This window comes from Streptomyces kanamyceticus, from assembly GCF_008704495.1.
Classification (GTDB): Bacteria; Actinomycetota; Actinomycetes; order Streptomycetales; family Streptomycetaceae; genus Streptomyces; species Streptomyces kanamyceticus.
In genome coordinates, this window is the sequence record NZ_CP023699.1 from 4,753,493 (window position 1) to 4,779,434 (window position 25,942).

The 25,942-nt window shown below is 70.8% G+C and carries 30 protein-coding genes and 1 pseudogene; 15 read left to right on the forward strand and 16 right to left on the reverse strand.

Annotated elements, in window-relative coordinates:
• Positions 1 to 1,049: 1,049 nt before the first annotated feature.
• The 5 genes and pseudogenes from CP970_RS19940 to CP970_RS45985 all read left to right on the forward strand — a co-directional run.
• Positions 1,050 to 1,622, forward strand: a complete 573-nt coding sequence (locus CP970_RS19940) for a DUF5994 family protein (RefSeq protein WP_055548712.1) — start codon at positions 1,050 to 1,052, stop codon at positions 1,620 to 1,622.
• A gap of 281 nt (positions 1,623 to 1,903) precedes the next feature.
• Positions 1,904 to 2,260 (forward strand): hypothetical protein, encoded by a 357-nt coding sequence (locus CP970_RS45805; RefSeq protein WP_317987160.1) that lies wholly within the window; start codon positions 1,904 to 1,906, stop codon positions 2,258 to 2,260.
• Positions 2,261 to 2,338: 78 nt separating this feature from the next.
• Entirely contained in the window at positions 2,339 to 3,340 is a 1,002-nt protein-coding gene (locus CP970_RS19955) for an acyl-CoA desaturase (protein ID WP_055548764.1), read from the forward strand.
• Between the two features lie 36 nt (positions 3,341 to 3,376).
• On the forward strand, positions 3,377 to 3,841 hold the full coding sequence (locus CP970_RS19960; protein ID WP_063806112.1) for a DUF5994 family protein: 465 nt from the start codon (positions 3,377 to 3,379) through the stop codon (positions 3,839 to 3,841).
• A gap of 61 nt (positions 3,842 to 3,902) precedes the next feature.
• Positions 3,903 to 4,243 (forward strand): annotated as a pseudogene (locus CP970_RS45985) (solute carrier family 23 protein); the annotation flags it as partial.
• A 257-nt stretch (positions 4,244 to 4,500) separates the two neighbouring features.
• Here CP970_RS45985 and CP970_RS45025 read toward each other — a convergent pair.
• The 3 genes from CP970_RS45025 to CP970_RS19975 all read right to left on the reverse strand — a co-directional run bounded on the left by CP970_RS45025 (position 4,501) and on the right by CP970_RS19975 (position 5,931).
• Positions 4,501 to 4,695 (reverse strand): hypothetical protein, encoded by a 195-nt coding sequence (locus tag CP970_RS45025; protein ID WP_224058554.1) that lies wholly within the window; start codon positions 4,693 to 4,695, stop codon positions 4,501 to 4,503.
• Entirely contained in the window at positions 4,692 to 5,027 is a 336-nt protein-coding gene (locus tag CP970_RS19970) for a hypothetical protein (protein ID WP_055548718.1), read from the reverse strand. Before CP970_RS19970 ends, CP970_RS45025 begins: the two co-directional genes overlap by 4 nt.
• Positions 5,028 to 5,163: 136 nt before the next feature.
• Positions 5,164 to 5,931, reverse strand: a complete 768-nt coding sequence (locus tag CP970_RS19975; RefSeq protein ID WP_079043593.1) for an SgcJ/EcaC family oxidoreductase — start codon at positions 5,929 to 5,931, stop codon at positions 5,164 to 5,166.
• A 91-nt stretch (positions 5,932 to 6,022) separates the two neighbouring features.
• Here CP970_RS19975 and CP970_RS19980 point away from each other — a divergent pair, with 91 nt between their 5' ends.
• The gene (locus CP970_RS19980) at positions 6,023 to 6,475 is read left to right on the forward strand and encodes a MarR family winged helix-turn-helix transcriptional regulator (RefSeq protein WP_055548768.1); all 453 of its coding nucleotides are present in this window, start codon (positions 6,023 to 6,025) and stop codon (positions 6,473 to 6,475) included.
• Between the two features lie 120 nt (positions 6,476 to 6,595).
• On the opposite strand, the gene CP970_RS19985 is transcribed toward CP970_RS19980, so the two are convergent.
• Positions 6,596 to 7,003 (reverse strand): DUF4345 domain-containing protein, encoded by a 408-nt coding sequence (locus tag CP970_RS19985; protein ID WP_055548720.1) that lies wholly within the window; start codon positions 7,001 to 7,003, stop codon positions 6,596 to 6,598.
• Between the two features lie 98 nt (positions 7,004 to 7,101).
• On the opposite strand from CP970_RS19985, the gene CP970_RS19990 reads away from it, so the two are divergent.
• The 3 genes from CP970_RS19990 to CP970_RS20000 all read left to right on the forward strand — a co-directional run bounded on the left by CP970_RS19990 (position 7,102) and on the right by CP970_RS20000 (position 9,631).
• Positions 7,102 to 7,713 (forward strand): TetR/AcrR family transcriptional regulator, encoded by a 612-nt coding sequence (locus tag CP970_RS19990; RefSeq protein ID WP_055548722.1) that lies wholly within the window; start codon positions 7,102 to 7,104, stop codon positions 7,711 to 7,713.
• A gap of 132 nt (positions 7,714 to 7,845) precedes the next feature.
• Positions 7,846 to 8,766 carry a helix-turn-helix domain-containing protein gene (locus CP970_RS19995; protein WP_079043595.1) on the forward strand — a complete coding sequence of 307 codons (921 nt, stop codon included), beginning with the start codon at positions 7,846 to 7,848 and terminating at the stop codon, positions 8,764 to 8,766.
• Entirely contained in the window at positions 8,753 to 9,631 is an 879-nt protein-coding gene (locus CP970_RS20000) for an oxidoreductase (RefSeq protein ID WP_055548724.1), read from the forward strand. The genes CP970_RS19995 and CP970_RS20000 overlap by 14 nt, the downstream gene beginning before the upstream one ends.
• Here CP970_RS20000 and arsM read toward each other — a convergent pair.
• Entirely contained in the window at positions 9,554 to 10,399 is an 846-nt protein-coding gene (arsM, locus tag CP970_RS20005) for an arsenite methyltransferase (protein ID WP_079043596.1), read from the reverse strand. The two genes, CP970_RS20000 and arsM, sit on opposite strands and share 78 nt — an antisense overlap.
• A gap of 96 nt (positions 10,400 to 10,495) precedes the next feature.
• Here arsM and CP970_RS20010 point away from each other — a divergent pair, with 96 nt between their 5' ends.
• Positions 10,496 to 10,879 (forward strand): ArsR/SmtB family transcription factor, encoded by a 384-nt coding sequence (locus CP970_RS20010; RefSeq protein ID WP_055548726.1) that lies wholly within the window; start codon positions 10,496 to 10,498, stop codon positions 10,877 to 10,879.
• A gap of 167 nt (positions 10,880 to 11,046) precedes the next feature.
• Positions 11,047 to 11,889 carry a PIG-L family deacetylase gene (locus tag CP970_RS20015; protein ID WP_055548727.1) on the forward strand — a complete coding sequence of 281 codons (843 nt, stop codon included), beginning with the start codon at positions 11,047 to 11,049 and terminating at the stop codon, positions 11,887 to 11,889.
• On the opposite strand, the gene CP970_RS20020 is transcribed toward CP970_RS20015, so the two are convergent.
• From CP970_RS20020 to CP970_RS20030, 3 genes are read right to left on the reverse strand one after another with little or no spacing between them, the layout of a single operon-like run.
• Entirely contained in the window at positions 11,825 to 12,553 is a 729-nt protein-coding gene (locus tag CP970_RS20020) for a cation transporter (protein ID WP_055548730.1), read from the reverse strand. The two genes, CP970_RS20015 and CP970_RS20020, sit on opposite strands and share 65 nt — an antisense overlap.
• A gap of 1 nt (position 12,554) precedes the next feature.
• Positions 12,555 to 12,896 (reverse strand): ArsR/SmtB family transcription factor, encoded by a 342-nt coding sequence (locus CP970_RS20025; protein ID WP_055548732.1) that lies wholly within the window; start codon positions 12,894 to 12,896, stop codon positions 12,555 to 12,557.
• A 46-nt stretch (positions 12,897 to 12,942) separates the two neighbouring features.
• Positions 12,943 to 13,560 (reverse strand): TetR/AcrR family transcriptional regulator, encoded by a 618-nt coding sequence (locus tag CP970_RS20030; protein ID WP_055548734.1) that lies wholly within the window; start codon positions 13,558 to 13,560, stop codon positions 12,943 to 12,945.
• A 165-nt stretch (positions 13,561 to 13,725) separates the two neighbouring features.
• On the opposite strand from CP970_RS20030, the gene CP970_RS20035 reads away from it, so the two are divergent.
• Complete coding sequence (locus CP970_RS20035) at positions 13,726 to 14,715, forward strand: alpha/beta hydrolase family protein (RefSeq protein ID WP_055548736.1); 990 nt, start codon at positions 13,726 to 13,728, stop codon at positions 14,713 to 14,715.
• A 138-nt stretch (positions 14,716 to 14,853) separates the two neighbouring features.
• Positions 14,854 to 15,387: a hypothetical protein gene (locus tag CP970_RS20045; protein ID WP_055548738.1), complete on the forward strand. Its 534-nt coding sequence runs from the start codon at positions 14,854 to 14,856 to the stop codon at positions 15,385 to 15,387.
• Between the two features lie 56 nt (positions 15,388 to 15,443).
• Here CP970_RS20045 and CP970_RS20050 read toward each other — a convergent pair whose 3' ends face one another.
• The gene (locus CP970_RS20050; RefSeq protein ID WP_055548739.1) at positions 15,444 to 16,271 is read right to left on the reverse strand and encodes a class I SAM-dependent methyltransferase; all 828 of its coding nucleotides are present in this window, start codon (positions 16,269 to 16,271) and stop codon (positions 15,444 to 15,446) included.
• Positions 16,272 to 16,342: 71 nt separating this feature from the next.
• Here CP970_RS20050 and CP970_RS20055 point away from each other — a divergent pair, with 71 nt between their 5' ends.
• Positions 16,343 to 18,187, forward strand: coding sequence for a S9 family peptidase (locus CP970_RS20055; RefSeq protein ID WP_055548741.1), 1,845 nt, complete (start codon positions 16,343 to 16,345; stop codon positions 18,185 to 18,187).
• Between the two features lie 194 nt (positions 18,188 to 18,381).
• Positions 18,382 to 19,257, forward strand: a complete 876-nt coding sequence (locus CP970_RS20060; RefSeq protein WP_276204654.1) for an SURF1 family protein — start codon at positions 18,382 to 18,384, stop codon at positions 19,255 to 19,257.
• An 8-nt stretch (positions 19,258 to 19,265) separates the two neighbouring features.
• On the opposite strand, the gene CP970_RS20065 is transcribed toward CP970_RS20060, so the two are convergent.
• The 7 genes from CP970_RS20065 to recR form a co-directional block, all read right to left on the reverse strand.
• Entirely contained in the window at positions 19,266 to 20,366 is a 1,101-nt protein-coding gene (locus tag CP970_RS20065; protein WP_224058557.1) for a hypothetical protein, read from the reverse strand.
• 56 nt (positions 20,367 to 20,422) lie between these two features.
• A complete protein-coding gene (locus CP970_RS20070) occupies positions 20,423 to 21,085 on the reverse strand; it encodes a SigE family RNA polymerase sigma factor (RefSeq protein WP_079043598.1) in 663 nt (220 codons plus the stop codon).
• 378 nt (positions 21,086 to 21,463) lie between these two features.
• Positions 21,464 to 22,519: an aspartate-semialdehyde dehydrogenase gene (locus CP970_RS20075; protein ID WP_055548744.1), complete on the reverse strand. Its 1,056-nt coding sequence runs from the start codon at positions 22,517 to 22,519 to the stop codon at positions 21,464 to 21,466.
• The gene (locus CP970_RS20080; protein WP_055548746.1) at positions 22,516 to 23,790 is read right to left on the reverse strand and encodes an aspartate kinase; all 1,275 of its coding nucleotides are present in this window, start codon (positions 23,788 to 23,790) and stop codon (positions 22,516 to 22,518) included. The genes CP970_RS20075 and CP970_RS20080 overlap by 4 nt, the downstream gene beginning before the upstream one ends.
• Positions 23,791 to 23,995: 205 nt before the next feature.
• Positions 23,996 to 24,529, reverse strand: a complete 534-nt coding sequence (locus tag CP970_RS20085; RefSeq protein WP_079043599.1) for a group II truncated hemoglobin — start codon at positions 24,527 to 24,529, stop codon at positions 23,996 to 23,998.
• Between the two features lie 109 nt (positions 24,530 to 24,638).
• Complete coding sequence (locus tag CP970_RS20090; RefSeq protein ID WP_055548748.1) at positions 24,639 to 25,298, reverse strand: DUF5063 domain-containing protein; 660 nt, start codon at positions 25,296 to 25,298, stop codon at positions 24,639 to 24,641.
• Positions 25,291 to 25,890: a recombination mediator RecR gene (gene recR / locus CP970_RS20095; protein WP_030781910.1), complete on the reverse strand. Its 600-nt coding sequence runs from the start codon at positions 25,888 to 25,890 to the stop codon at positions 25,291 to 25,293. Before recR ends, CP970_RS20090 begins: the two co-directional genes overlap by 8 nt.
• Between the last annotated feature and the right edge of the window lie 52 nt (positions 25,891 to 25,942).

Sequence of the window (25,942 nt, forward strand, 5' to 3'; positions counted from 1 at the left end):
AAAGCTGATCCCACGTGGGGGCAATACTCAAGGGGGCACAAGGGGCGCACAGTGCCCCACGCATATGCACGAGCAATCAGATGTGAACGCTCTGGCGCTTCCCGATCCGCTCCCCACGAGCCCGAGCGTGGGAGAAATTTGGGAGATGATCTTCCTCCCAAGCCTCATCGGGACCACTCGAGACCACCTCGCCCCAGCCCTCTGACCAGCACAGACACACATCACCCCCGGTCAAGATCACACCCGAACCTCATTCGGGACGAAGAGGTCGTGGGTTCAAATCCCGCCACCCCGACAGAGAAGTACCAGGTTAAGGGCCTGATCCTCACTGAGGATCAGGCCCTTCCTGCGTCTCGGAGCCAGCACCCAGCGAGGTGGCCACGGGGGCCGCGGCCACCTCGGTCTTCAAGGTCCATCGCTCTTCCCTGACCCTGACCGTTTGGTTCACGACACCCACCGAGCGATGGTGTTCGCGGTCGCGGCGGTCCTCGCGCATCCAGCGGGCCTCACGGTCCCGGGAGTCCCGGTACTCCCCGTACGCGAATCCTCACCGCGACGCCGGCGCCCCGGTCCGCGTCGGCCGTAGTGGACGTAGTGGACGTAGTGGACGTAGTGGACGTACCCGAAGATCAGCACGGCCCCGGCAATCCACCACGGGGAGTTCACAGAACCCAGACCGAACAGGGCAGCAGCGTCGTCCTGCCCAGAAGTTGCGGATAGCTTCCGACGTCAACGCATACGGCTCGGCGCAGATGGCCGCTTGGCGCCGTGATGGGCCCGGCCTGGTGGGAGGACCGGATACTGCCTCCGCATGCGGTGGCCGAAACCTCCGCCGAGGCCCCATTCTCCCCAGCAGCCTCGCCTGACCACCCACATTCGACGTAGGGCGTGGACCCTTTGGCAGAGGGCGCCGGGCAATCGTGGTCGGGGCTGCCGCAGGAGTAGGCTCGCACTACCGAGAGCATTTCTTGACCGGCTTCCATGCCGGTATCTCCCTCGGTTCGATAGCACCGGGCCGAGTACGACAGGCCCGGGGACAGGTCGACACCATGACGGTGCTCACCGCACGCCCCCCGCCAGCCGCCCCCGTCGCCAAGCCTTCCGGCCACCCGCCGTTGCGGCTGTCCGTCAAACCTCCGGGCCCGCGCACCGGGCTGCTCGACGGCGCCTGGTGGCCACGCTCCCGCGACCTCGCTCGCGAACTGCCCGCCCTGACCGACCTGTTGGATCCTCTGTGGGGTCGCATCACGCGCGTCACGGTCAACCCGACGCACTGGCCAGTCGTACCTCGCAAGGTTCCCGTCACCGGCCATGTGGTCAAGGTGGGTTGGTTCCGCGCCGAGCAGGACCCGCACCAACTCCTGCTGCTCTCCTACCATGTCGGCCGCTGGGACCTGCTGATCATCCCCCCGGAGACCGGCGCCGCGGCTGCCGCGCGGCTCATGACCGCGGCCTGCGATCTTCGGACCGGCCGTACGGGCAGTGCGCTCATCGCCGACGAGCTGGAGCGGCACCCCGCAGCCCCCGCCGAGGCGGACCCACCGGCCCGAACCCAGGCAGAGGCGTGGGAGGCGGAGGGCGGCGCCGTGGCCTTGCCCGTCGGCATGACCGCCGGGTGGTGAGGGGCCATGGACGCGGCCACCACTCTCTCCGTCGCACTCGCGATGATCGCTCTAGGAGCGCTAGTGCCCCATCTCCTCAATGACCAGCACGCCGACCGGATCACGTCACGCCAGTACAGCGGTCGTCCGCCCGGCCGCCGCGGCGCCCACAGCGGGATGCAGCCGCAGCCCATCACCGCTGCTCCGCATGGCGGGATCGGCCGCCGCGACCACCGGGACGGAGGCCGCGGGCGTCTCCGTCCGCGGCGCAGGATCACCAGGGCCACGAAGGGCCGAAGGGCATGAGAGAAGTGCGGCGACGCCAGGCGCCCGGCTGTGCCGGACGCGCCCTGAACCGGACCGGAACCTCACCGGCTGCCGGGGACAGCGCGTGCCCGTCGCCCGACGGCCGCGTCGAGGTCCGCGTCGAGGTCCGCATCGTCGCCGCGGACTCCGGTGCGGCCAGGCAGGTCGCACAGGTCCTGAGCCGGGGCCTCGTCTGTGACGAGCCCCGCAGCTACCCGGCGGACGGCGAGGCGGGCGGCACTCGCCTCCACCTGACCGTCGACACCCTGCGCACGCCCATGCCGGCTCCCCGGACCTGGCTGGCCGACAGCCACTCGCAGGCACGACGTACGCACCCCGACGAGACCGGCTGAAGCCCAGCCGCGCACCGCATGCTCAACCGGCCCGTGACCCCGGCCGTCTCCACCGAGACCGAGGGCAAGGAGCCCTGCATGCACCCCAGTTCCTCCGTTGACCGCACCCAGACCAGGCCGCGAGACGCCGCGTCAACGGCATACGACGGATCGGCGCCCTTCCCTGCCGACGACGGCCCGGCGACGGCACGCAGCGGCGGCGAGCGGCTGTACGTGGCCATCACCGGCGCGATCGTCGCCCTCCCTTTCCTCGCACTCGGCCTCGCCGTCTGGCTGTTGTGGGGCAGCCTCATCCACCCCGCCGACGTCGCGCTCGCCCTCATCCTCTACACGGTCACGGGCCTGGGCATCACCGTCGGGTTCCACCGCGGCCTCACCCACGGCGGATACACCGCCGCACGCCCCGTGCGCATCGCGCTGGCCGTGGCCGGGTCGATGAGTTTCCAGGGGGACGTGATCGGCTGGGTCGCCACGCACCGACGCCACCACGCCTTCACCGACCGCCCCGGCGACCCCCACTCGCCCTACCGTTACGGCACCCACCTGCGCGGTCAGCTCCGCGGTCTTGCCCACTCCCATGTCGGCTGGCTGTTCCGCAACGACCCCACACCGGCCGAACGGTACGCGCCCGACCTGCTGGCCGACCGCGACATCCGCGCGGTCTCCCGCGCCTTCCCGGCCCTGTGCGTCCTCACGCTCGCCCTGCCCTTCGGCCTCGGGTGGGCCATCGGCGGCTCCTGGGCCCCCGCGACAACAGCCCTGCTGTGGGCGGGACTTGTGCGCATTGCCCTGCTCCACCACGTGACATGGAGCGTCAACTCCCTGTGCCACCTGGTCGGCGAGCGCCCCTTCCGCACCCGGCGCCACGACCGGGCCACCAACCTGTGGCCCCTGGCCCTGATCTCCTTCGGCGAAAGCTGGCACAACCTCCACCACGCAGACCCGACGAGCGCACGCCACGGCGTCGACCGCGGCCAGATCGACCCCTCCGCCGCCGTCATCCGTCTCCTCGAACACGTCGGCTGGGTACGGGACGTTCGCTGGCCCACCCCGGACCGCATCGCCACCCGGCGCACCTGAAGCCACCAGTATCCGGACCCCACGCAGGAGATCCTCATGACCATCGCGCTCGGCACCCCCGGCCTGCCCCTGTCCCGCGCACGTCTGCGCCTGGCCCCGTCCGACGGCGGCCCGCACCGCATTGACGGCGCCTGGTGGCCCCGCACCGACGACCTGACCGTCGAACTGCCCGATCTGCTCCGTGGTTTGCCGCACGCCTGGTCGCGGATCATCCACGTCACGGTGAACGGCACCCTGTGGTCCGCCTTCCCCGGACGGATGCTCGTCGCCAACCACGTGCTGCATCTGCATCACTCGACCTCCTCGCACGCCACACCCACGGCCTGCCTGCTCGCACCCGGCATGGGCAGGTGGGACCTCGTGGTCGTACCTCCTCAAACCGAAGAGGCCGAGGCACTGCACCTGATGGCCACGGCCCCGCCGCCCCCGCCCCTGCCACAGCCACAGCCACAGCACGACACGGCGTCGACCGCCGCCGGCTCGATGCCTATGACGCCGTGATCGCATCGCCGTACGGGCTGTGACGGGCCGTTCTCCGTGATCATCCGGATGTACGGGCCCGATGCCTCGCCGTAGCCCTCGTCGGGCTCGCCCAGGCCCGTCCATCGGGCCGACCGTCCCCACCCCCGACGGCACCAAGTCCTCCGTGAACGGCGACTTCGTCGTCCAGGGCCTGGGCAACATCGGCGGCGGGCTGTTCGGCGCGCTGCCCACCGGCGGGTCGATGTCCCGTACCGGCGTCGCCGTCAGCGCCGGGGCCGCACCCGCTGGACCGGGATCTTCGCCGGTCTGTGGCTGGCCCTGCTCGTCCTGACCCTCGGCTCGCTGGCCGAGCGCATCCCGATGCCCGTCATCGGCGGCCTGATCATCGTCATCGGCTGTGAACTGCTCCTCGGCCGCCTCTCCGACATCAAGCTCGTCGCGCGCACCTCCTCGCTCTCGGCCACCGCGATGATCGTCACCTTCCTGGCCACCACCCAACTCCCGCTCCAGCAAGCCATCGTGATCGGCGCGGTGCTCTCCCTGCTGCTGTACTGCGTGCAGGCAGCCCGGCAGGGCGGCTTGCACGCCCTCGTGCCCGAGAACGGCCCCGCCGGAACCGCATGGCGGGTCGCGGCCGCCCCCGCCCGCATCGAACCCGGCACCCTCACCGTCCTCTACTACGGCGCGCCTCCCTGTTCGCCGAAGCCCCCCACCTCCCCCCGCGTCGACGCAAAGTGGCCCGACACCACAGACGCCGCGGAGCCACCGTCGTCCTCGCCCTGCGCGGTGTCCCCGACGTGCTTCGTGGAGTCGATGGTCGTGGGTGCCGTGTCCTCGCGGCCGGGTTCGACGACCAGGAACTGGCCCATCATTCCGGCGTCCTCGTGGGCCAGACCGTGTCCTTGGGGCCGCGCATCGCGCCCCAGGTGGCGGTCTGTTTGCCGGGCAGGAACTGCGACTTTCCGGAGATGAGGTTCAGCTCGTACCGTCTGCTGCCGTCTCGGGAGGCGGCCGGGTCGAGCAGTTCGGGGATGCGCAGCGGGTTGCGGAATCCGAGCTTGCCGACGTTGCTGCGCTCGTGACTGTTGTATACGGACAGCCAGTTGGCGCCCCAGCCGAGGCCGGCAACCGTGGCGACACCGCCGACGGTGAGTACGGTACGACGGGTCGGGCGCTTGAACCTGTCTCTGATCCGGGGCGACATGTGGGTCTTCTCGTCCTCTTCGTTCGTGGCAGTCCGTCGTGGCGTTTCGTCGTGGCGTCTCGTCGTGGCGTTACGTCGTGGCGTCTCGTCATGGCGGCCTGTGGCTGCGTCTGTCCCGTCCGATCCCCGCGCGGGCTCACTTCTCGGCTGCGGGCTTGGTGTCGGGGGAGAACAGGAACGAGATGCGTTCCATGACGCGTTGGCGCTTGGTGTTCTGGAAGGCGGCGATCCGCCAGGTGCCGTCGGTCTGGCGGACCAGCGTGTAGGTCTGTGTCTTGGAGAGGTCGGCCGCCTTCGGCTCCGCGTCCTCGTAGGTGTCGCCGCGGCTGGTGGCCACGGCGGTGTCGGGGCCGTAGAAGCGGATGCTGAGCCAGGAGTCGGAGAGTTTGGTGCCCTTGAGGAATCCGCCGAACAGGGCGCGGTGGCCTTCGGTGATGTCGTGTCGGCCCTGGTAGGCGGTGCCTACGTAGCTGGTGTACGTGGCGTCCTTGGTGAAGTGGCCGCCGTAGGCGGTGGCGTCGTGCCTGGCCCACGCGTCCTTCATCGAGCGCAGGGTGTGGCAGAGGGCCCGTTGGTCGTCCGCGGTGGCGGCGCCGGACGGGGTGGCGGTGACTTCGGGCTTGACCGCGTTGCAGTCGCTCACGCCGAGGTTCTTGGCGTCGGAGATGGCGTTGAGCCACAGATACGCGCCCCCCGCGGCCGCGACCAGCGTCAGCGCGGTGACCCCCAGGATGATCTTGATCCGGCGTCGACGGCGGCTCTTCAGGGCCGGGGCGGGGGCCGGGACGTTGGCCCGGGCGGGCTCCGTCTGCGCGGCGGGCCCGGTCTGCGCGGTGTGCTCGATCCGCTCGGACCGCTCGATCCGCTCGGACCGCCCGGACTGTGCTGTGCTGGTGGCGTTCATGGTCGTACCCTCCCGTGATAGCTTCATGGAAGAAGTTGATGCGCTGAGGAAGTCTCTGCGCTGAAGAAGAGATTAGGGAGTGGAGGAGACCATGTCAACGCCGGGCATGCGCCCCGATGCGGGCCAGATCTACCGCCAGTACCTCAGTGCGGTGCTGCTCCACAGCCATGCGAGCGCCCGGGCCTGCGGGCTCGGCGCGACCGATTTGTACGCGCTGAACATCCTGCAGCTGACGGGCGCGATGACCCCGGGCGAACTGGCCACGCGCACCGGCCTGACGACCGGGCCGACCACCCGCCTGATCGACCGCCTGGAGCAGGCGGGCTACGTGCGCCGCGTCCCCGATCCCGTCGACCGGCGCAAGGTGACCGTCGAACCGGTCGGCGAACCCGCGGACCTCGACCACGTCATGACCCCCGCGCGACAGAAGATCGGCAAGATCCTCGGCGGGTACGAGCCGGAGCAACTCAACGTCCTCTTCGACTACTTCGCCCGCGCCACCGAGGCATACCAAGAAGCCGCCGAGCAGCTGCGCGATCAGTGAAGTCAGGAAGTCGGTGAAGTCAGGAAGTCGGCGAAGTCGGGGGGCGCGGAGCGGTCGTCACGGGCCCCGGCTGTAGCAGGACCACCGACATGAGGCCGGTGGTCGCCGCCAGTACGGCGATCAGGGCGTGGGAGCCGTCGGACGTACGGAGGAAGCCCGCTCGTCCGCATCCGCCAGCCAGAACCAGACCGGCGGCAGGACCAGCTCGATCACGGCCAGCACCACCTGGAACGGGTGCGGCCACCCGTGCACGGCCAGGGACAGCAGCCGCCCCACGCCACCCAGCAGGAACACCGCGGCGAGCCACCGCACCACGTGCGCCGGGACGGGGTCCTGCCGGGCCGCCCACAGCCAGACCAGCCCGTACCCGGCGAAGATCGCGCCGAAGAACCGGCCCAGGCTGTCGAGGGTCGCGCCCGCGTCGGCCTCGCCGGGAATCGCGGCATTGCCCCCGATCACGTGGAACAGGCCGATCGCCACACACGCGGCACCCATCACCCAAGCGAACACCCGCAGCGCTCTGACCATGATTTGAGTCCCCCTGGGCGCCTTTAGTTGACATGCGTCTACTAAAGGTCAGCCTAGGCGCCACTAGTAGACGCATGTCAAGTAAGTAGGCTGCGTGTGTGCCGCCCCGCCGACGCCTGTCTCCCGCCGACCGCCGCGCCCATCTGCTCGCCGTCGGCGCGCGGCTCTTCGCCGCCGCCCCGTACGACGACGTGCTGATGGAGGACGTGGCCAAGGAGGCCGGGGTGTCCCGCGCCCTGCTCTACCGGCACTTCCCCAGCAAGCACGCGCTCTTCGCGGCCGTGTACCAGGAGGCGTCCGACCGGCTCCTGGCGGCGACCCGGTTCGATCCGGAAGCCACCCTCGTCGAACAGCTCGCCCAGGGCCTGGACGCCCACTTCGACTACTTCATCGCGAACCGCCACGCCGTACTGGCCGCGAACCGGGTGCTTGCGGGTGACCCGGTCATCCAGACGATCATGACGGACGAACTCGACGCCCTGCGCGCACGCCTGCTCGGCGTGCTCCCGCTCGCCGACGAGCGCCTGCACGATGCCGTCTCCGCGGTGTTGAAGGCATGGCTGGTGTTCGTGCAAGTGCTGTGCGTGGACTGGCTCACCCGTGAGACCTGCACCCGCACCGAGCTGCGCGACACGTGCATCGGGGCCGTGGTGGGGGCGCTGCGCCCGCTGCTTCCCACGGACCCCGCGGCGGACTGGTCGCGCGCGTAAGCGGCCAGGGCGTCGCGGCCATGACGGGCGCGGCGCTGACCGAACTCACCCGCCCGACGTAGGGCGGGCCGGGCCCTGGGTGGGTGCGCCACGGCCACCCCGCTGACCGTGCCGGACCCTACGGTGACAGGCATGGACAAGAAGCGGCTGAGCGAATTCCTGCGGGCCCGGCGCGCGCTGGTGCGCCCCGAGGACCACGGCATGCCCGCGGGGACGCGCCGTACCCCTGGTCTGCGCAGGGAGGAGGTCGCCGTCCTCGCGGGGGTGAGCACCGACTACTACGTACGGCTGGAACAGGGACGCGAGCGCAACCCCTCGCCCCAGGTCCTCAAGGCACTGGCTGCCGCGCTCCTGCTGGAGGACGAGGAGGCCGCCTACCTGCGCGCCATCGTCGATCCGCCGCAGCGCGGGCTACCCCCGGCCGCCCGGGAGTACGCCGGGCCACAGCTGGTGTCCTTGCTGGACACCTGGGCCGACACACCGGCTCTGGTCTACGGCCGCTACCTCGACCTGCTGGCCGTCAACTCCCTCGGCGAGGCGCTGTTCTCCTGGCTCGGCAACGAGACGAGCCTGATCACGGCGATGTTCCTCAACCCCGCCGCACAGGACTTCTACCGTGACTGGGCCGTCGTGGCGCAGGGGTGCGTGGCCGCGCTGCGGGCCGCCAATCCCGACCCGGACGACCAGCGGCTGCGGGAACTGGTGGGCGAACTCTCCGTGCGCGACCCCGACTTCGCGCGCATGTGGGCGCGCCACGAGGTGCGGGCCAAGACCGCCTCGGCCAAACGCTTCCGTCACCCGTTGGTCGGCGACCTGACGCTCGACTTCGAGACCTTCTCCGTCAACAGCGCGCCCGGTCAGCACCTGGTGGCGTACCGGGCCGAGCCCGGCAGCGCCGCCGCCGAGTCGCTGGCCTTGCTGGGCAGCCTCGCCGTCACGGAACTCCACGCCGCGCAAGGCACTCAAGCCGCGAACGGCGCGCACGACGCGTACGACGCGCACGACGCGCACGACGCGCACGACGAAGGGAAATTCCTCCATGACCTCGCCTGATTTCTCCGATTCGCCTGACTCCCCGGTCTGGTTCATCACCGGCTGCTCCTCCGGCCTCGGCCGGGAGCTGGCCCGCACCGTCCTCGAACGCGGCTGGCGGGCGGTGGTCACCGCCCGGGACCCCGGCAGAGCCGCCGACGTCGTCGCCGGGCACGAGGAACGCGCCCTCGTCCTGGCGCTGGACGTCACCGACGCCGAGCAGATCGCCGACGCGGTCGCCCGGGCAGAGGCCGCCTTCGGGCGGATCGACGTGCTGGTCAACAACGCCGGTTACGGGTACCTCGCCGCCGTCGAGGAAGGCGAGGACGACGAGATCCGCGCCCTGTTCGACACCAACGTCCACGGGCTGATCGACACCACCAGGGCCGTCCTGCCCGGCATGCGGGCCCGCCGCGCCGGCCACGTCGTCACCATGTCCTCCCTCGGCGGCCTGGTCGGCTTCGGCGCCACCGGCTACTACCACGCCACCAAGTTCGCCGTGGAAGGTCTCTCCGAGTCCCTCGCCGCCGAGGTCGCGCCGCTCGGCATCAAGGTCACGATCGTCGAACCCGCCGCGTTCCGCACCAACTGGTCCGGGCCCTCGATGCGCCAGTCGGCGACCGCCATCGACGACTACGCCGCGACCGCGGGCGTACGACGCGCGAGCACCCTGGCCAGCTACGGCCACCAGCCCGGTGACCCGGCACGCGCCGCCAGGGCGGTCGTCGACGCGGTCACGGCCGAGCACCCGCCGCTGCGCCTGCTGCTCGGCAAGGTCGCGTACGACGTCGCGACCGCCAAGCTCGACTCACTCAGGACCGGCTTCGAGGGCTGGCGGGAGGTCACCCTCGGCGTCGACTTCCCCACGGAGCGGACGGCGAGCTGAGGCAGGAGCCTGCGTGGGCTTGGTGGGCTTGGCGGCGCGGACGACGGCGGAGTGCATGCCGTCGGCGACGCCGTGGGTGGGGGTGAGTTCGATGTCCGTGAAGCCCGCCGCCGCGAGTCCCTCGCGGTATTCGGCGAAGGAGAGGGCGCCCGCGACGCAGCCGACGTAGTCGCCGCGCTCCGCCCGCTGGGCCGGGGCGAGGTGGTCGTCGGCGACGACGTCGGAGATGCCGATGCGGCCGCCGGGGGCCAGGACGCGGAACATCTCGGCGAAGACGGCGGGCTTGTCGGTGGACAGGTTGATGACGCAGTTGGAGATGACGACGTCGATCGTGCTCGCCGGGAGGGGGATGGCCTCGATGGTGCCCTTGAGGAACTCGACGTTCCCGGCGCCCGCCTTCTCGCGGTTGGCCAGGGCCAGGGCGAGCATCTCCTCGGTCATGTCCAGGCCGTACGCCTTGCCGCTCGGCCCGACCCGGCGAGCCGACAGGAGTACGTCGATGCCGCCGCCGGAGCCGAGATCGAGCACGCGCTCGCCCTCGTGGAGGTCGGCGACGGCGGTGGGGTTGCCGCAGCCCAGCGAGGCGGCGACGGCCTCGGCGGGCAGGGCGTCGCGCTCGTCGGCCGCGTAGAGCGTGGAGCCGAAGCTGCCGTCGATCTCGATGGCCTGCGGGCCGCAACACGCGGTGCCGCCCTCGGCGACCTGGACGGCGGCGGCCGCGTAGCGCTCTCGGACGGTCTCGCGCAGGTCGGTGGACTGATCACTCATGGCATACCCCCTGTGAGGGACGGGTGTCGGGCGCACTGTTTCGAAGTTCCTCGATGCAACCTTGCGCCCTGGATCGAAGTTCGTCAACATAGAGGCATGTCGAAACAAGAGCTGGTCGTGCTCGGCCAGGACCAGAGCGGCTGCTGCCCCGCTCTGCTGACCGCACCGCTCGACGAGGGCCAGGCAGTCGAGCTGGCCAAGGTCTTCAAGGCGCTCGGTGACCCCGTCCGGCTCCGCCTGCTGTCGATGATCGCCTCGCGCGAGGGCGGCGAGATCTGCGTCTGCGACCTCACCCCTGCCTTCGACCTCTCCCAGCCGACCATCTCCCACCACCTCAAGCTGCTGCGCCAGGCCGGACTCATCGACTGCGAGCGGCGCGGCACCTGGGTCTACTACCGGCTCCTCCCGGAGACGACCGACAAACTCGCCGCTGTCCTGACCCGCCCCGGACAGCCCACGGCGACGGAGGCCCCCTCGTAAGCGACGGCAAGGTCGCTGCGGAGCGAACCAGCAGTGGATCAACTGCCGTGCCGGGAACAGCCGGTCCGGTCCGCGCCGTTGCATCGAGCGAGGGGCCGGTGCCCCGCCGTCGCGGTGCGCCCGTCGTGCGCGCGGACCACTACGTAACTTCCGCAGGAGGACTTTCGATGACTGACCGGCCCTTGACGCTCATGGCAGTGCACGCCCACCCCGACGACGAGGCCACCAGTACCGGCGGAGTCCTCGCGCGGTACGCGGCGGAAGGCATCCGCACGGTTCTCGTGACCTGTACCGACGGCGGTTGCGGTGACGGGCCGGGGGGTGTCAAGCCGGGCGAGCCCGGGCACGATCCGGCGGCCGTCGCCCTGATGCGCCGCCAAGAACTCGAGGCGAGCCGTGACGTCCTGAAGATCAGCGATCTGGAGACGCTGGACTACGCCGACTCCGGGATGATCGGCTGGCCGAGCAACGAAGCCCCCGGATCCTTCTGGCAGACCCCCGTGGCGGAAGGCGCCGCCCGGCTCGCGGAGCTCATGCGGCACTACCGCCCCGACGTGGTCGTCACCTACGACGAGAACGGCTTCTACGGTCACCCCGACCACATCCAGGCCCACCGCATCACGATGGCGGCGCTTGAGCTGACCGAGCTGACGCCGAAGGTCTACTGGACGACGATGCCCCGCTCGATGATGCAGCGGTTCGGGGAGACCATGCGCGAGTTCCAGGAGGAGGACATGCCGGAGCCGGATCCCGCCGAGACCGCCGCGCTGGCCGAGATCGGGCTCCCCGACGACGAGATCAGCACGTGGGTGGACACCACCGCGTTCAGCGATCAGAAGTTCGACTCGCTGGCCGCGCACGCCAGTCAGGGCGAGAACATCTTCTTCCTCAAGATGGGCAAGGAGCGGTTCGGCGAGCTGATGGGCGTGGAGACCTTCGTACGGGTCAAGGGCGCCACCGGCGCCGACCCCGACGCACGCGAGGACGATCTCTTCGCCGGACTGCGCTGACCCTCACGGCCGCAGGCGCGGCCGTCGGCGCGCAGCACCCCTTCACCTGCCACGCGTCCCGGCCTTCCTTGACGGCGACGGCGGCGATCACCAGGGCGGCGACGGGGTCGGCGAAGGACCAGCCGAGGGTGGCGTTGAGGACCAGGCCGACCAGGAGTACGGCGGACAGGTAGGTGCACAGCAGGGTCTGCTGGGAGTCGGCGACCGCGCTGGCGGAGCCGAGTTCGCGCCCGGCCCCGCGCTGGGCGGCGGACAGGAACGGCATGATCGCCAGTGACAGCGCCGCGATGACGATGCCGGGCACCGACCGTTCCGCCTCGCCCGGGCCGGTCAGCGCTCGGAGCGAGTCGACGCCGACGTACGCGGCGAGGGCGAAGAAGGAGACGGCGATGATGCGCAGGGTCGTCTTCTCGCGAGCCTCGCGCACGGCGTGCTCGGGGGCGGAGAACTGCCAGGCGACCGCCGCCGCCGAGGACACCTCGATGACCGAGTCGAGGCCGAAGCCGATCAGCGCGGTGGAGGAGGCGAGCGTCCCCGCGGCGATCGCGACGACCGCCTCGATGACGTTGTAGGTGATGGTCGCGGCGACCAACAGCCTTATTCGGCGCGCGAGTACGTCACGGCGGGCCGGTTCCTGGCCCGGGCCCACCGACGTCTCCGCCACGTCAGCAGCAGCCCTTCGCCTCGGCGTCCGGGCAGGTGCGGTCGCCCTCCACCGCCACCACCGCGGCGCGCAGGTCGTCGAGCGCGCGCCCCAGCCGCTGGTCGGCCAGCTCGTAGCGGGTACGGCGCCCGACCGGGACCCCGACGACCAGGCCGCAGTCGCGCAGGCACGCCAGGTGGTTCGACAGCCGGGTCCGGGAGATCCCGAGCGTCTCGGCCAGGTCGGCGGGGTGGGCCGGTGCCTCGCGCAGGGCGAGCAGGATCCGGCAGCGGATCGGGTCGGCGAGCGCGCGGCCGAAACGGGCCAGCACCTCGATGTCAGTGTCAGGGGCGACGGTCAGCACTCGACGAAGGTACAGCTTCTCCTGAATTCAGGGAAGCATGAACTATTTATCGTCCACTTCTGGTTTCTGGCGCGGCGTGCTGCCGCAGGCCCTGGAGGAGCGGCTCGATCAACCGGCGGGGGTCGTAGCGGGGGTCGCTGTCCCGTCCGATGCAGAGGTTGCCGATGCCGCGCAGCAGTTCATAGGGACGTACGTCCGACCTGATCTCGCCCGCGCCGACCGCCGCGTCGAGCAGCTCGGCGCAGACGGGCAGCAGCCGGTCGAGGAACTGGGTGTGCAGCGCGGCGAAGCGGTCGCTTTCGGACTGCAGGGCGTCGGCGAGTCCGTGCTTGGTGACCAGGAAGTCGACGAAGAGGTCGATCCACCGCCGTAGCGCGTCGAACGGCCGGTCGGCTTCGGCCAGCAGCCTCGGGCCCGCCTCGGCGCACGCCTCGATCTGGTGGCGGTAGACGGCGGTGACGAGGTCCGCCCGGGTCGGGAAGTGGCGGTAGAGCGTCCCGAGGCCGACGCCCGCCTTGGCCGCGATCTCGCGGATCGGCGCGTCGATCCCCGAGGTCACGAACACCTCCCCCGCGGCGTCGAGCAGAACCTGCTGATTGCGCACCGCGTCCGCCCGCTTGCCGCGGGCGGGCACCTCCTTGGGCCGGCCGTCCGACGTGGGCACGGCGCCCTCCTTCCGCTGACCGTTTCGTCGGCCTGCCGATAGACCGTGCCGGCAGGCCGTTGACCAAACGGATCGCTGATCCGTATCGTAAATGGAACGGCGATCCGGTTTCAGGGTAGCCGAAGCCGTCGACGTATCCGAAGCCATCGAAGGGGCGTTCCTGTCATGAGCGAATCCGCCTACACCGAATCCGCGTACACAGCCGACACCACTGCCTCAGCCCAGGTGCCGGTCCCGGTCCCGGTCCTCTCCGTCAGCCCGGTCGTGCTGCCCGCGCCCGGTCGCGCCGTGGACCTTCAGGTGCGGGTCTCCGCCCCGGTGACCGGGAGCGACCTGCCGGTCATCCTCCTCTCGCACGGCCTCGGCCCCTCGAACAACCTCTCCTCCCTGAACGGCTACGCCCCGCTCGCCCACTACTGGGCGGCGCACGGCTTCGTCGTGATCCAGCCCACCCACCTGGACTCCAAGACGCTGGACCTGGACCCCGACGCCCCGGGCGCCGCGCCGCACTGGCGCACCCGGGCCGAGGACATGACGCGCGTCATCGACCGGCTCGACGCGGTCGAGGACGCCGTCCCGCAACTCCGCGGCCGCATCGACCGCGGGCGGATCGCCGTGGCCGGGCACTCGATGGGCGGGCACACCGTGAGCCTGCTGCTCGGCGCCCGGCTCACCGATCCGGCCGACGGGGCGGAAGTGGACCTGGCGGAGCCCCGGATCACGGCGGGCGTGCTGCTCGCCGCGCCGGGGCGGGGCGGCGCCGCCCTCACCGCGTTCACGGCCGAGACCTACTCCTTCTTCCTGACCTCGGACTTCTCCAAGATGACGACGCCCGCGCTCGTGGTCGCGGGTGACCAGGACGCCTCCGCCTTCCTGACCGTCAACGGCCCGGACTGGCACACGGATCCCTACGTCCTTGCCCCGGGGCCCAAGTCCCTGCTCACGCTGTTCGACGCCGGGCACGGGCTCGGCGGGATCTCCGGATACGACGTCGCGGAGACCACCGACGAGAACCCCGAGCGAGTCGCCGCGGTCGGGCGGCTCACCTGCGCCTACCTGCGCGGCGAGCTCTACCCGGGAGATCCGGCCTGGCGGATCGCGCGGGACGCGCTGGCCGCGGGACCCGACCCGGTCGGCCGGGTCGAATCCAAGTAGGCCCCTCCAAGGAGTCCCTCGCGCGACGCCCCCGAGAACTGGCGACGACGCCCCGTTCCGCTCGGTGTTCCGTACTGTCACCATGCGGAGTCCAGGGTGTACGGGGGGTCCCCCAGCGGGGCCGGGCAGGAGGCGCACATGGCAGAGGTGTTCTTGCGGCGGCTGAGCCGGTGGCAGGCGGAAGGGCAGCGCGAGTCCGTGGCCGACCTCTACGTAGAGGCCTATCGGGGCAGGGCGGGCGACGAGTACAGCGACCGGCAAGGTTTTCTGCGACGCTTCGAACACGACGTGCAGCAGCCCGACTTCGACATGGTCGTCGCCGACGGACCCGGGCTCGTCGGCTGCCTCTACGGGTACCGCGCCGCGCGCACCGGCGACTGGTGGGAGGGGTTCCGCGGCATTCTGCCCGCCGAGATCGAGGAACGGACCGCGTCCGGACGGGTGTTCCTGCTCTGCGAGCTCATGGTGCTGCCCGACCGGCGCGGCGCGGGCATCGCGACCCGGCTGCGGACCCTGCTGCTCACCCGGCACACCGCCGATGTGGTCGTCGCCGTCATCAAACAGGACGACACACAGGGGCGGGAGGTGCTGCAGGCGTGGGACTGGACGAAGCTCGGTGAGTTCGATCCCGCCAGGGAGGGGTGGCTGCGGCCGCCTTCGCCGCTGCCCTAGAGACGACAGAGACGACACATACGACACAGAACGACAGCGACGACGCGCCTCGGCTCTCAGGCTGCCCTGCTCGCCTTCAAGGAGTACATGAGCGGGATGCGCGGCCGGTCCGCGGGGAACCGGTAGGCGCCGTCGCGGAGTTCGAGCGCGCCGAAGCGTTCGAACAGCGTGCTGTCGTGCTCGCGCAGGAAGTCGATGCGCAGCCCCGTCGCGGCGAGCGCCGAGACGACCTCGCCGATGGGGTGCTGCCACTCGACGGTGCGGTTGTGGACGGTGGGGGTGGTGTTGTCCGCGTAGCCGCCGGGCGTCTCCTCGATCCAGGCGTCGCGCGCGAAGTAGTCGTACGAGATCCGTGAGCCCGTGGCGTCGTCGAGGATGTCGGCGAGCGGGTGGAACTCGGCGAGGTAGAGGAAGCCGCCGGGGGCGACGAGCGCGGCGACGGTCTCGGCCCAGCGCTGGATGTCGGGCAGCCAGCACAGGGCGCCCACGCCGGTGTAGACGATGTCGTACGAGGAGTCGGGCGCGGCCTCGACCGCGTCGTACACGTCGGCGGCGACGAACGCGGCCCGGTCCGCGGTGAGACCGAGTTCGGCGGCGAGTTCGCGGGCCGCCTCGACGGCCGGTTCGGAGAAGTCGAGGCCCACGACGCGGGAGGCGCCGTGCCTGGCCCAGGACAGCGTGTCGGCGCCGATGTGGCACTGGAGGTGCAGCAGGGACTTGCCGCGCACGTCGCCCACTTCCGCGAGCTCGAAGTCGCGCAGGGCGTCCTTGCCCGCCCGGAAGGCGTCGAGGTCGTAGTAGTCGCTGGCGAGGTGGAGCGGGACACGCTCGTCCCAGCGTCTCCGGTTGGTCTCGCGCCAGTCCGCGGGCGTCTGGGAGTACATGGTCAAAAGTTATCCACAGGCTGGGGACCCTCGCCAGCGGATTGTCGGCGGGTGCGGGCACTATGGGGGGCATGAGCGAGACGGGTGCCGAGAAGGCGACAGGGTCGGGGTCGGAGTCCATGCCGGACTGGGAGAAGCGGTTCAGGGCGCCGCGGGTGTCGCTGCCGGACTGGGCGGAGGACGCCCCGCAGCGCTCCCTGTTCGTGTCGAACGCGACGGGGACGTACGAGCTGTACGCCTGGGACAGGACGACCGGCGCCCAACGCCAGGCGACCGACAGGCCGAACGGCACGACGGACGGCGTCCTCTCGCCGGACGGCGAGTGGATCTGGTGGTTCAACGACAAGGACGGGGACGAGTTCGGCGTCTGGCTGCGCCAGCCCTTCGGCGGCGGTCCCGACGAGCCCGCGGTGCCGGGCCTCGACGCCTCGTACCCCGCGGGCCTCGCCCTCGGCAGGGACGGCAGGACGGTGGTCGTAGGACGCTCCACGGACGAGGAGGGCTCCACGATCCATGTCGTACGCCATGACGGCGCGGGCGGGCCGGACGCGACCCCGGTCGAGGTGTACCGGCACCGCGAGTCGGCGGGCGTCGGCGACCTCTCGCACGACGGCACGCTGATCGCCGTCGAGCACACGGAGCACGGCGACGCGATGCACTCCGCGCTCCGCGTGATCAGGCCGGACGGCTCGACGGTCGCCGAGCTCGACGACACCAAGGGCGGCACGGTCGAGCTGGGCCTTGAGGTGCTCGGCTTCGCCCCGGTCGAAGGGGACACCCGGCTCCTGGTGGGGCACCAGCGGCGCGGCCGCTGGGAGCCGATGGTGTGGGACGTCGCGTCGGGCGAGGAGAGCGACCTCGTCCTCGGGCTGCCGGGCGACGTGAGCGCCGAGTGGTACCCGGACGGCTCCGCGCTGCTGATCGCGCACGACTTCGAGGCACGCGGCGAGCTGTTCCGCTACGACCTGGCATCGCGCGAGCTGACGCGGATCGAGACGCCCACCGGCTCGGTGTCGGGCGCGACGGCACGCCCCGACGGCACCGTGGAGTACATGTGGTCGTCGGCCGCCGAGCCGCCGGTGGTCCGCTCGACGGCGGGCACCGTCGTCCTCGACCCGCCCGGCATGAAGGCCCCGGCCTCCGTCCCCGTGGAGGACGTGTGGGTGGACGGTCCTGGCGGCCGCATCCACGCCCTGGTGCAGCGCCCCGCGGGCGCGTCGGGCCCGCTGCCCACCGTCTTCGAGGTGCACGGCGGCCCGACCTGGCACGACAGCGACTCCTTCGCGGCGGGCCCGGCGGCCTGGGTCGACCACGGGTACGCGGTGGTCCGGGTCAACTACCGCGGCTCCACGGGGTACGGCCGTGAGTGGACGGACGCCCTCAAGCACCGCGTCGGCCTGATCGAGCTCGAGGACATCGCGGCGGTGCGGGAGTGGGCGATCACCTCGGGCCTCGCCGACCCGGACCGCCTCGTCCTGGCCGGTGGCTCCTGGGGCGGCTACCTCACCCTGCTCGGCATCGGCACCCAGCCGGACGCGTGGGCGGTCGGCCTGGCCGCGGTGCCCGTCGCGGACTACGTGACGGCGTACCACGACGAGATGGAGGCGCTGAAGGCCATGGACCGCACGCTCCTCGGCGGCACCCCCGAGGAGGTCCCCGGGCGCTTCGCGGCCTCGTCCCCGCTGACGTACGTCGACGAGGTGAAGGCCCCGGTCTACATCTCGGCGGGCGTCAACGACCCGCGGTGCCCGATCCGCCAGGTCGAGAACTACGTGGACCGGCTCGCGGCGCGCGGCGCGGCGCACGAGGTGTACCGGTACGACGCCGGGCACGGGTCACTGGTCGTGGACGAGCGGATCAAGCAAGTGGCTCTTGAGCTGGACTTCGCGGATCGGCACATGCCTGCGGCGGGCTGAGCGGGGGCGGGTGGGCCCGCGCCGGTGCGGGACCCACTCGCCGTGGGGATGACCGTCTTGTGTGGCTGCGGGAGGTGTGGGGCTGGGCGCGCAGTTCCCCGCGCCCCTTACGGGGCCCTTTATGGGGCCCCGACATAGGACCCCGCCCGGGGCCCGCGTCAGGGCGGTTGTGGGGGACCCGTACCGTGGAGGGCGTGTACCGGTTTCTGCTGACGCCCCGATGGTGGGGGATCAACGTCTTCGTCGTGCTGGCCATCCCCTTCTGCATCTTCATGGGTTCCTGGCAGCTCGGCCGCTTCGAGGACCGCGTGCAGGCGCACGAGTCCGCGAAGGACCAGGCCGCCGAGCAGAGCCAGGAGCGGTCGGCCGCGGCGAAGGAAGGGTCCGGCGCCAAGGCCCGGCCCCTCGACGCGCTGCTTCCCGTCGACAAGGAGACCTCGGGCGAGCAGACCCGGGTCACCGGTCGCTACGGCGAGCAACTGCTCGTCCCCGACCGGGAGTTGGACGACAAGAGCGGCTTCTACGTACTGACCCTGTTGCGTACGGACAGCGGCAAGTCCCTGCCCGTGGTGCGCGGCTGGCTGCCCGGCGACGCGGACGCCGCCAAGGCCCCCGCCGCCCCGAAGGGCGAGGTCACCGTGACGGGCTCGCTGCAGGCCTCCGAGAGCCCGGGCTCGAACGGCGTGAGCGCCGCGGGCGGCCTGCCCAAGGGACAGCTGGGCGCGATCAGCTCGGCGTCCCTGGTGAACCTGGTGCCGGACGACATGTACGACGCGTGGGTCACCCTCGACAAGGGCGACTCCGGGATGAAGGCGGTGCCCGCGTCCGCGCCGAACGGCACGGGCCTGGACCTCAAGGCCTTCCAGAACCTCGGCTACACCGGCGAGTGGTTCGTCTTCGCGGGCTTCGTGCTCTTCATGTGGTTCCGGCTGCTCCGGCGCGAGGCGGAGTTCGCGCGGGACGCGCGGCTGGGGCTGATTCCCGAGCAGGAGACCCCCGAGACCTCCGAGACCCCCGAGGCTCCCAAGACCTCAGAGACGTCCAAGATCACCAAGGCGACCGAGGCCTAAACCGAAGCCTAAGAAGCGGGCAGGACCCCGGTCCGGTACACCGTCCCCGAGCACGCGTTCGCGATCGTCGTACCCGCCGAAGGGGATCCCGCGGCCGCCGTGAGCGTCACCACGACGCTGCCGTCCTGCACCCCGCCGTCCTCGCGGACCTCGTCGCGGACCAGCTGCGGCTCCACGCCGGTGGGTGAGCCGCTGTCACCGCCGCCGTTGCCCTCCGTGGGCGTCGGGTTGGGCGTGGGCTCGCCGCCCTCCGCGGGGCAGCTTTCGGACGGCACCCAGGCGAAGCGCACCTCGTAGGCCGCGCCGGGCTGGAGGACCAGCTGGGCCGTTTCCTGCGCGGGGTCGGGCAGTCCGGCCGCCGCGTCGCCCGCGGTGTGGTCGAGCACGCCGACCTTCGTGGCGTCGGCCGCGCCCTGCGCCGTCACGGCGACGGCGCCCGCGGCGTCGATCGTGCAGCTGGTCTCGGAGGTGTTGGAGACCCGGAAGCTGCCGTACACCGAGCCGTTGGCCTCGGGGACGCCGGTGGATCCGGCGGCGCCGAGCTGGGCGGCCGCGCAGACCGGCGAGCTGACGGCCTCGGAGCTGCTCGGGTCGGGCTCTCCGGTGCCGCCGCCGCCCGTGCCGCCCTTCTCCTTGCCTTCCTTCTTGTCCTTCTTGTCTTTCTTGTCCTTCGCCTTGGACGAGTCGGGCTTCTTCTCGGAGCCCTTCTCGGCGCTGCCGGGATCCTTGCCCTGGCCCGAACCGCCCTGCGACTCCTGGCTGTTGCCCGCGATCGAGGGCCGGTCGTCCGAGTCGCCGCTGGAGTTGGTGACGTGCACCAGGGCCGGTACGGCGGTGCCGATGAAGAGCGCGGCGGCCGCGAGGCCGACGACGGCCTGCCGCTTGCGGGCCCTGCGGGCCGGTACCGCGTGCCGCAGTCGTTCCAGCGCGCGGTCCGTCGGTTCGATGTCCTCGACGGCCTGCCGCATCATCCGCCGCAGCGCGAGCTCGTCGGAGCCGAAGTCCGCCGCTCCCGCGGGCGCGTCGGGACAGAGCCCGTCCCCCTCGGAGCCGACCTCGTCCGTCTCGGAGCCGAGCCGCTCGGGCCCGCCTTCGGCGCCGTGATTCACGTTCCCGTTCCTGCCATGCTGTTCTTGCCCACTCTGCTCATCACGCTTGCGCTCACTCATGCCGGCGCCTCCATGGCGACCCTGAGGGCGGCGATGCCGCGCGAGCCGTACGCCTTGACCGAGCCGAGCGATATGCCCAGCGTCTCGGCGACCTGCGCCTCGGTCATGTCGGCGAAGTAGCGCAGCACGAGGACCTCGCGCTGGCGCCGCTGGAGGCCACGCATCGCCTTGATCAGCTCGTCGCGCTCGAGGAGGTCGTACGCCCCCTCCTCCGCGCTCGCCATGTCGGGCATCGGCTTGGAGAGCAGCTTGAGCCCGAGGATGCGCCGCCGCAGCGCGGAGCGCGAGAGGTTCACGACGGTCTGGCGCAGATAGGCCAGCGTCTTCTCGGGGTCGCGCACCCGCTTGCGCGCCGAGTGGACCCGGATGAACGCCTCCTGCACGACGTCCTCGCAGGACGCCGTGTCGTCCAGGAGCAGCGCGGCGAGGCCGAGCAGCGACCGGTAGTGGGCGCGGTAGGTCTCGGTGAGGTGGTCGACTGTGGTGCCCGCTGTCATCGCCTCGTCAGCACCCTCGCGCTGCGCCGGGATGCGGGTGGGCCGCGCTGCGGGCATGGGCGCGATCACCGGCATGCCGCCGGGCGCGCGGGGACGACGAGGCGGACGCAGCGCCGCCGCGCCTCTCGCCTGTACCGCTGTGAAGTCGAGTACCTCTGCCACGCCTGTTGGACACGCTTCCCCCCGTCAGGGTTGTACGCGTCCGGCATCGCGTTTGCGGCAGGCCGCTCGAGCACCGTTCCTGACGATGCATCAAATGCCCCCATGCGTACCAGCTCTTCCCCTATGCCCCATTTTTTTGTGGCGCTTGAGCGACCCCTGAAGGGCGACCGCTAAAGACGCCCCCCACCCCGGTGCCGGTTGCAGTGATCGGACACGAAATCTTCGGACGCGGAGATGATCCAGTTCAAGCGGTCCAGACCATCAAGTTGGACACAGAACTTACACAGATCCCACAAAGACTTCCGCTCTCGGGGCACCCACACGGCACTCGACGGCACTCGACGGCGCCCGGCAGGGCACCCGACAGCGCCCGGGAGGTCAGACCGTGAACTCCGCGGCCACCAGCTCGGCGATCTGCACCGTGTTCAGCGCGGCCCCCTTGCGCAGGTTGTCCCCGCACACGAAGAGTTCGAGGGCGGTCGGGTCGTCGAGGGCCCGCCGCACCCGCCCCACCCAGGTCGGATCGGTGCCCACGACGTCGGCGGGCGTGGGGAACTCCCCCGCGGCCGGATCGTCGAAGAGCACGACGCCGGGCGCGGTCGCGAGGATCTCGCGCGCGCGGTCGACGGTGACCTCGTCCTCGAACCGCGCGTGCACGGTGAGGGAGTGCGTGGTGATGACGGGAACGCGTACGCAGGTCGCCGCCACCCGCAGCGCGGGCAGCCCGAGGATCTTGCGCGACTCGTCGCGCACCTTCATCTCCTCGGAGGACCAGCCGTCGTCCTTCAGGGACCCGGCCCAGGGCACCACGTTGAGCGCCACGGGCGCCGGGAAGGGCCCGGTGTCGTCCCCCACGGCACGGCGTACGTCACCGGGGCTCGTACCCAGCTCGCCGCCCGCGACGAGGCTCAGCTGCCTGCGCAGCGTGTCGACGCCGTCGCGGCCCGCCCCGCTCACGGCCTGGTACGAGGAGACGATCAGCTCGCGCAGGCCGAACTCGGCGTGCAGCGCGCCGATGGCGACGATCATCGAGAGGGTCGTGCAGTTGGGGTTGGCGACGATGCCGCGCGGCCGCACGCGCGCGGCGTGCGGATTGACCTCGGGCACCACGAGCGGCACGTCCGGGTCCATCCGGAAGGCGGCGGAGTTGTCGACCACGACGACGCCCTTGGCGGTGGCGATGGGCGCCCACTGCGCGGAGACGTCGTCGGGTACGTCGAACAGCGCGATGTCGACGCCGTCGAAGACCTCCTCGCCCAGCGCGAGGACCTCGACCTCCGCACCGCGCACGGCCAGCTTGCGGCCGGCCGAGCGCGGAGAGGCGACGAGACGGATCTCGCCCCAGATGTCGGCGTGCTGCGACAGGATCTGGAGCATGACCGTGCCGACGGCCCCGGTCGCTCCGACGACCGCGAGCGTCGGCTTGCGGCTCATCGCCCGGTGCCTCCATAGACCACGGCCTCGTCCGTGTCGGAGTCGAGCCCGAAGGCGGTGTGCACGGCGCGCACGGCCTCGGTGACGTCATCGGCGCGCGTGACGACCGAGATGCGGATCTCGGAGGTCGAGATGAGCTCGATGTTCACGCCCGCGTCGCTGAGCGCCTCGAAGAAGGTCGCGGTGACGCCGGGGTTGGTCTTCATGCCGGCGCCGACGAGGGAGATCTTGGCGATCTGGTCGTCGTAGCGCAGGGAGTCGAAGCCGACGGAGGACCGGGTCTTCTCCAGGGCGTCGATGGCCCTGCGGCCCTCGGCCTTGGGCAGCGTGAACGAGATGTCGGTGAGGCCGGTGGACGCGGCGGACACGTTCTGCACGACCATGTCGATGTTGACCTCGGCGTCCGCGATGGCGCGGAAGATCGAGGCGGCCTCGCCCGGCTTGTCCGGCACGCCGACGACGGTGATCTTGGCCTCCGAGGTGTCGTGCGCGACACCGGAGATGATGGCCTGCTCCACCTTGCGGTCCCCTTGCTTCGGCTCATTGCTGACCCACGTGCCCTGCAGCCCGCTGAAGGACGACCGCACGTGGATCGGGATGTTGTAACGACGGGCGTACTCCACGCAGCGGTGGAGCAGCACCTTCGAACCGGAGCTGGCGAGCTCCAGCATGTCTTCGAAGGAGATCCAGTCGATCTTCCGGGCCTTCTTGACGACCCGCGGGTCGGCGGTGAAGACGCCGTCGACGTCCGTGTAGATCTCGCACACCTCGGCGTCGAGGGCCGCGGCGAGGGCGACAGCGGTCGTGTCGGACCCGCCACGCCCGAGCGTGGTGATGTTCTTGCCCTCCTGGCTGACGCCCTGGAACCCGGCGACGATGGCGATGTTGCCCTCGTCGATCGAGTCCCGGATGCGGCCGGGGGTCACATCGATGATCCGCGCTTTGTTGTGGACGGAGTCGGTGATGACGCCGGCCTGGCTGCCCGTGAACGACTGGGCCTCGTGGCCCAGGTTTTTGATCGCCATGGCCAGCAGGGCCATGGCGATGCGCTCACCAGCGGTCAGCAGCATGTCGAATTCACGCCCGGCAGGAATCGGGGATACCTGCCCGGCAAGATCGATCAACTCATCCGTCGTGTCACCCATGGCGGACACCACGACAACGACCTGATGGCCGTTCTTCTTGGCGTCGACAATCCTCTTGGCGACCCGCTTGATGCCCTCGGCATCGGCTACGGAGGAGCCTCCGTACTTCTGCACGACAAGGCTCACGTGCGCTCCTCGCTCAATCCGTTGTGCGGTCGGCTCAGTCTAACGAGCGGCCGAAATTCGCCTCGCCAATATCACATCGTGAGATGTCCCGCTCACGAGTTGATCACCCACGGGCATACGCCTCGCTTCTCGGGACGTACGTTCCGGCCGCTCCGACGAGTCACATGCCCGCTACGGAGCGAGGCACTCCGGAAAGTGGGGTGGGTCACAAGGACTGGTCGGGGGCCTTGGGCCACTGCCAGTGGGGCACCTCCCGCAGGGGGTGCAGCTCGTCGTCGCTCGCGGCGTGCGAATTCTGCTGGGCGACCCGGGTGCCGAACTCGATGTGCGAGCGCACCGCGCCCAGGAACGGCTCGTCGTCCGGGAGACCGGCCTCCCGCAGCGCCTCCAGATAGAGCGCGGCGAACCGCTCCCGCTGCTCGTCGGTGATCTTCAGGTTCCGGTGTACGTCGATGAGGTGCCGGAAGCCGAGCTCGCGGGTGAACCGGTCGGGGCCGCCGAAGGACTCGGCCGTGAACCAGGTCAAGTGGTCGACGTGGTGCGGCTGTCGGCGCGGGAAGACGGTGCGCAGGACGGGGTCGACGAGCGCCTTCGCATAGAAGATCTCCTCGAGCCGATGGAGCGCTTCCTCCCCGCCCGCGTGGTCGTAGATGCTCCGCTCGCGAGGCTCCTCGCGGCTCTCCTCGCGGCTCTCCTCGCGCTGAGCGTCCTGACTGCCTTCGCTGCGGCGTTCGGCCATGGCGACCCCCTGGTGACCCACTGCCGCAATCCTGGGCCGTCCCCCTCGGCGCTGCCAAGGGTGCTGACCGCCATCTACGCCGTACGCATGGCTACTCGCGTTACTCGCGCTACTTGACCGTCCGCAGCCCCAGCGGCCCCGCGATCTCCTCCGCCATGACCTTCCCGGCCTCCTCCTCCAGCGCCGCCTCCGTCAGGTCCTCGTCCGTGTCCAGGCCGTCGAGGTCCTCAAGCGGCTGGTTGAGGCGGACGTGCGCGACCAGGGACTGCAGCGCGCGCAGGGCGGCCGATGCCGTGCTGCCCCAGTTGGAGAAGTAGGAGAACTGCCACCACCACAGGGCCTCCACCGTGCGTCCCGCGCGGTAGTGGGCCAGGCCGTGGGCGAGGTCCGTGACCACGTCGGCGAAGTCGTCCGAGATGCGGTGGGCGACGGGGGCCTTGCGGGGTTCGTACGGGTCGAAGACCTCGGAGTAGACGTCCACCGGGTCGAGGAGCACCGCGAGGCGCTCGCGGAGGTCGTCCACGTCCTGTTCCGGACCGAGGTCCGGTTCGTAGCGGTCCTCGGGGACGATGTCCTCGTGGGCGCCCAGGCGGCCGCCCGCCAGGAGCAGTTGGGAGACCTCCAGGAGGAGGAAGGGCACGGCCGAGTCCGGCTCGTCGCCCTTCGCGACCTCCCTGACCGAGACGATGAAGCTCTCGACCTGGTCGGAGATCTGTACGGCGAAGTCGTCCGGGTTCTGGGCGGTCGCGTGCAGCGTGGCGTCAGACATCTAGGAGTCGTCTCCCCTCGAAGGCGCGGCCCAGGGTGACCTCGTCCGCGTATTCCAGATCTCCCCCGACAGGGAGCCCGCTGGCCAGGCGGGTGACCTTCAGGCCCATGGGCTTGATCATGCGGGCGAGGTACGTCGCCGTGGCCTCGCCCTCCAGGTTCGGGTCGGTGGCCAGGATCAGCTCCGTGACCGTGCCGTCCGCGAGGCGCGCGAGGAGTTCCCGTATGCGCAGATCGTCCGGGCCGACCCCCTCGATGGGGCTGATCGCGCCGCCCAGGACGTGGTACTTGCCCCGGAACTCACGGGTCCGCTCGATCGCCACGACGTCCTTGGGCTCCTCGACCACACAGATGACCGAGAGGTCGCGGCGCGGGTCGCGGCAGATGTTGCAGAGCTCTTCCTGCGCGACGTTCCCGCAGGTCGCGCAGAAGCGGACCTTGTCCTTCACCTCAAGCAGGGCGTGCGCGAGACGGCGTACGTCCGTGGGCTCCGCCTGGAGGATGTGGAAGGCGATCCGCTGCGCGCTCTTGGGACCGACGCCGGGCAGCCTGCCCAGCTCGTCGATGAGGTCCTGGACCACGCCTTCGTACAACGGAACGCCTTTCTGGGGGTACGTGTCCTGCTCGGTACGTACGGTAGTTGGC

What these genes read in the sequence shown, in the direction of transcription:
- arsM (WP_079043596.1), bottom strand. Translation starts at nt 10,399, where the DNA reads ATGAGTGATCAGTCCACCGACCTGCGCGAGACCGTCCGAGAGCGCTAC.
- CP970_RS19975 (WP_079043593.1), bottom strand. Translation starts at nt 5,931, where the DNA reads ATGAACGCCACCAGCACAGCACAGTCCGGGCGGTCCGAGCGGATCGAG.
- CP970_RS19970 (WP_055548718.1), bottom strand. Translation starts at nt 5,027, where the DNA reads ATGTCGCCCCGGATCAGAGACAGGTTCAAGCGCCCGACCCGTCGTACC.
- CP970_RS20015 (WP_055548727.1), top strand. Translation starts at nt 11,047, where the DNA reads ATGACTGACCGGCCCTTGACGCTCATGGCAGTGCACGCCCACCCCGAC.
- CP970_RS20035 (WP_055548736.1), top strand. Translation starts at nt 13,726, where the DNA reads ATGAGCGAATCCGCCTACACCGAATCCGCGTACACAGCCGACACCACT.
- CP970_RS19985 (WP_055548720.1), bottom strand. Translation starts at nt 7,003, where the DNA reads ATGGTCAGAGCGCTGCGGGTGTTCGCTTGGGTGATGGGTGCCGCGTGT.
- CP970_RS20010 (WP_055548726.1), top strand. Translation starts at nt 10,496, where the DNA reads ATGTCGAAACAAGAGCTGGTCGTGCTCGGCCAGGACCAGAGCGGCTGC.
- CP970_RS19955 (WP_055548764.1), top strand. Translation starts at nt 2,339, where the DNA reads ATGCACCCCAGTTCCTCCGTTGACCGCACCCAGACCAGGCCGCGAGAC.
- CP970_RS20090 (WP_055548748.1), bottom strand. Translation starts at nt 25,298, where the DNA reads ATGTCTGACGCCACGCTGCACGCGACCGCCCAGAACCCGGACGACTTC.
- CP970_RS45805 (WP_317987160.1), top strand. Translation starts at nt 1,904, where the DNA reads ATGAGAGAAGTGCGGCGACGCCAGGCGCCCGGCTGTGCCGGACGCGCC.
- CP970_RS45025 (WP_224058554.1), bottom strand. Translation starts at nt 4,695, where the DNA reads ATGATGGGCCAGTTCCTGGTCGTCGAACCCGGCCGCGAGGACACGGCA.
- CP970_RS20050 (WP_055548739.1), bottom strand. Translation starts at nt 16,271, where the DNA reads ATGTACTCCCAGACGCCCGCGGACTGGCGCGAGACCAACCGGAGACGC.
- CP970_RS19960 (WP_063806112.1), top strand. Translation starts at nt 3,377, where the DNA reads ATGACCATCGCGCTCGGCACCCCCGGCCTGCCCCTGTCCCGCGCACGT.
- CP970_RS19940 (WP_055548712.1), top strand. Translation starts at nt 1,050, where the DNA reads ATGACGGTGCTCACCGCACGCCCCCCGCCAGCCGCCCCCGTCGCCAAG.
- CP970_RS19995 (WP_079043595.1), top strand. Translation starts at nt 7,846, where the DNA reads ATGGACAAGAAGCGGCTGAGCGAATTCCTGCGGGCCCGGCGCGCGCTG.
- CP970_RS20055 (WP_055548741.1), top strand. Translation starts at nt 16,343, where the DNA reads ATGAGCGAGACGGGTGCCGAGAAGGCGACAGGGTCGGGGTCGGAGTCC.
- CP970_RS20045 (WP_055548738.1), top strand. Translation starts at nt 14,854, where the DNA reads ATGGCAGAGGTGTTCTTGCGGCGGCTGAGCCGGTGGCAGGCGGAAGGG.
- CP970_RS20000 (WP_055548724.1), top strand. Translation starts at nt 8,753, where the DNA reads ATGACCTCGCCTGATTTCTCCGATTCGCCTGACTCCCCGGTCTGGTTC.
- CP970_RS19980 (WP_055548768.1), top strand. Translation starts at nt 6,023, where the DNA reads ATGTCAACGCCGGGCATGCGCCCCGATGCGGGCCAGATCTACCGCCAG.
- CP970_RS20075 (WP_055548744.1), bottom strand. Translation starts at nt 22,519, where the DNA reads ATGAGCCGCAAGCCGACGCTCGCGGTCGTCGGAGCGACCGGGGCCGTC.
- CP970_RS20085 (WP_079043599.1), bottom strand. Translation starts at nt 24,529, where the DNA reads ATGGCCGAACGCCGCAGCGAAGGCAGTCAGGACGCTCAGCGCGAGGAG.